The following is a 4,017-nucleotide window of genomic DNA, read 5'->3' on the forward strand; positions in this document are numbered from 1 at the left end:
GAGGGAGAGGTCTCGCTCGCTGCGTGCCTGCCGAAGATTTTGACGGAACTGCAAGCGCCCTCGCTCTCCAGCGTTCTCTACCGATCCGGCAAGCGCTATGTCTGCTCCGTGCAGCCGACCGACTTGCAAGCGGGCGACTTGAAGGTGAGAGCAGGGGGCACTTATCTGATCACCGGAGGATGCGGCGGGCTTGGGTATTTATTTTCGGAATATTTTGCGAAAAAAGGTCCGGTCAAGCTGATCCTGACTGGCCGCTCTGCGCATGACGATGAGAAGCTGGCCAAGCTCCGTGCTCTGGAACAACTGGGCAGCCAAGTCCTGTATGTGAAAGCTGATGTCTGCGATGCGGATGCGATGCGGGAAGGGCTTGCTCAAGCGCGTGAGCAGTTTGGTGCGATTCATGGCGTTGTGCATGCGGCGGGTGTCACGAGCGACCGGAGCATCCTTGAGAAAGATGCGGAGAGTTTCAAACGCATCCTCGACCCGAAAATCAGGGGCACCCAAGTGCTTGACGAGCTGCTCGCAGACGAAGAGGCGTTGGAGTTCGTCTGCTATTTCTCGTCGTCTTCGGCGGTCCTCGGCGACTTTGGTTCGGGTGACTATGCGCTGGCGAACCGGTTCCAGATGGCCTATGCAGCCATGCGAAACGAACAGGGGCGTCCGGGTAAGACGCTGGTGATCAACTGGCCGCTCTGGAGAGACGGAGGCATGGGGCTGGAAGATGAAGAGAGCGCCAAGATCTACCTGAAAACGAGCGGTCAGCGCTTCTTGGAAGTGGAAGAAGGGCTGGCGATGTTCGACCTCCTTCTCTCGCAGGAGCGGACGCAGCATCTGGTCATGGCCGGAGAGCGCCGTCGAGTCGAGCACTTCCTCGGCCTGTCGCAGCCGGAGCCTTCGAAGGCTCCGACCTCGCAAGCGGTCCTCTCTTCCGTTTCCGGAAGACGTCCGGAGATGAAGGGATTCACGGTGGCGCAATGCTTGACGTGGAATTTGCAAGAACTGATCGGCGGAATTCTAAAGGTCTCGCGGGACAAGTTGGACGTGGGGACGAACCTGGCCGATTTTGGATTTGAGTCGGTCAGCTTGGCCGAGCTGGCCGCTGCGATGACGAAGCATTTTGGCGTGGAGATCTCCCCGGCGGTGTTTTTCGGGCATTCGACGATTCAGGCGCTGGTCTCGCATCTGGAGAGCGAGCATGGAGAAGTCGTGCGCGCCTTCTACGCGACGGAGCGAGTGCAGCCTGAGCGTGTGGAGAAACAGCCGGAAGCGTCTCTTGAGGACACTATTGCGGAAACGGCGGCGACCGAGACCACGGGAGCGGGGCCGGAGCCGATTGCGATCATCGGGATGAGCGGGCGCTTCCCGCAGGCGCGCAACATCGACGAACTGTGGGACATCCTCGCCGAAGGACGGGATGCGGTCACCGAGATTCCGGAAGACCGCTATGACTGGCGGGAGTATTATGGCGACCGCAGTCGCAGCAAATGGCTGGGTGCGATCCCGGGCGTGCGGGAGTTCGATCCGCTGTTCTTTGAGATCTCGCCGCTGGAAGCCGAAGCGATGGACCCGAAACAGCGCCTGCTCCTGCAAGAGGCGTGGCGGGCGCTGGAAGATGCGGGATTGGGCAAGCGACATCTGAACGAGAGCAAGATCGGCATGTTCGTCGGTGTGGAAGAAGGCGACTATCAGATGCTGTCTCAAGGCGAGGACACCAGCATCACGTCGAACCATAACGCGATTCTTGCGGCGCGCCTGCCGTATTTCCTGAACTTTAGCGGCCCGGTGATGGCGATCAATACCGCCTGCTCCTCCGGGTTGGTGGTAGCCCATCAGGCCTGCTTGAGCCTGCGAAATGGGGAGTGTGACGCGGCGGTGGTCGCCGGCGTGAACTTGCTGCTGACGCCGGCCGCTTACCTAGGCATGACGGAGGCCGGCATGCTGTCGGAGGATGGCAAATGCAAGGCGTTTGACAACGGGGCGAACGGTTTGGTGCCGGGGGAAGCTGTGGCGGTGGTCGTGCTCAAGCGGCTCTCGCAAGCACTGGCGGACGGCGACCCGGTCTACGTGGTCATCCAAGGCAGCGGCGTGAACTATGACGGCAAGACGAACGGCATCACGGCGCCAAGCACCGTCGCACAGGCGAATCTCGTACAGGATGTGTACGAGCAGCACGAGGTAGACCCGGAAGAGATCGACTACATCGTGACGCATGGCACCGGGACGAAGCTCGGGGACCCGGTCGAGGTTCATGCGCTGCAGGACGTCTTCAAGCGCCGCACGCAAAAGCGCGGGTATTGTGCGCTGACTTCGACCAAGACCAATCTGGGCCACACGTTTGCGGCGTCAGGTTTGGTCAACCTGATCAGCTTGGTTCAGGCGATGCGGCATGAGACCATCCCGGCCAGCCTGCATTGCGAGACGGAGAACGAGTACATCCGTTGGGAGAACAGTGCCTTTTATGTGAATAAGACGAGCAAGCCGTGGACGAAGCGGGCGGGCGCAGGCCGTGTGGGAGCGTTGAGTTCGTTCGGCATGAGCGGCACCAACGCGCACATGGTCGTCCGCAGTTTTGAAAAGGGTGGGAATACCGGTCCCCAGGACTCGCATTACCTGCTCGCATTTTCGGCGAAAACGGACGAGGCGCTGCAAGAGAAACTGCAAGACATGATCGCGATGCTGGAGACCGATTCGGGCGCGGCAGGCAGTCTCGCGCAGATCAGCTACACGTTGCTGGAGGGACGTCAGCATTTTGCCCATCGTCTGGCGGTCGTGGTGCAGGATGCGCAGGAGATGCTGCGCGTTCTGAAACAGGCGCGGGAAGGTGTGCAAGATGCCAACGTGTTCCGCGGCAAGGTGGCGCGCGAGAAGGCCGGAGAGCCGGCCCTGCAGGAGCAGGCGTTGGAGCTGGCAGAGAAGAGCCGCGAATTGGCGACGAACCCTGCGGCCTATCAGGAGCACCTTCGTACACTTGCCGGTCTGTATTGCCAAGGCGGCGAGATCGCGGGAGACGCGCTGTTCGGCGCAGAAAGACCTACGCGCACGAACCTGCCGACCTATCCGTTCGCGCGGGAAGAATACTGGGTTGCACAGAAGGCGGAGGTCAGCGCTCTTCCGACGGCGTCGCAGTTGCATCCGCTGGTTCATCGGAACACGTCTGATTTTGCGGAACAGCGCTTTTCCTCGACGTTCATGGGAGCGGAGTTCTTCTTGGCCGATCATGTGGTCAAGGGGCAGAAGGTGCTGCCCGGCGTGGCCTATCTGGAGATGGCCCGCAAGGCGGTCGAGCAGGCGGCTGGCCTGAAGGATGTTCGCCTGCGCAATGTGGTCTGGGCGCGGCCGATCCTCGTCGGCGAAGAACCTGTCGAGGTGCACATCGCCCTCTTCCCGGAGGCGGGCGGAGAGGTTGGATATGAGGTCTACACCCTGCAAGACGGGGAGGAGATCGTGCACAGCCAAGGACGTGCCGTGCGGAATGCGCCGGCGGAAGAAGCGCCGAAGTGGGACCTGAAGGAACTGCAAGCATCCTTCGTGCAGGGACAGTACGGGGCAGCGGAGTGCTATGAATTTTTTCGTGCGATGGGCATGGAGTACGGGCCGGCCTATCAAGGCATCGAGCAGGTGCAGGTGGGCGAAAGGCGCGTGCTGGCCGGATTGAGGCTGCCGCCCGTCGTCACCGACTCTCTGACCGACTACCTTCTGCATCCGAGCCTTGCAGATGCGGCCTTGCAATCGGCCGTCGGGTTCCTGATCGGGCAAGAGATCTTCAAGCCGGCACTGCCGTTTGCGCTGCAGGAGCTAGATGTCTTTGGGCCGTGTGAAGCCGAGATGTGGGCGCTCGTTCGATACAGCGCGGGCAGCCGGCCGGAAGACAAGGTGCAAAAGCTCGATGTCGACCTCTGCGACAAGGAAGGAAGCGTTCGCATCCGTTTCAAAGGGTATACCTCCCGCGTGCTGGAAGCTGGAGCGGTTGCGGAAGACGAGCAGGTCGCTGTGTCGGAGAAGCTCGTGGAAACGAGC

The 4,017-nt window shown here is 61.1% G+C and carries 1 protein-coding gene; it reads left to right on the plus strand.

The genetic code is table 11. The features are described 5' to 3' along the window. Positions 1–4,017: type I polyketide synthase (locus tag L696_RS28605; protein ID WP_155985389.1), on the plus strand; the 4,017-nt coding region annotated here is incomplete at both ends.

The sequence above is a fragment of the Paenibacillus maysiensis genome, from assembly GCF_000520815.1.
GTDB classification, from domain to species: domain Bacteria; phylum Bacillota; class Bacilli; order Paenibacillales; family Paenibacillaceae; genus Paenibacillus; species Paenibacillus maysiensis.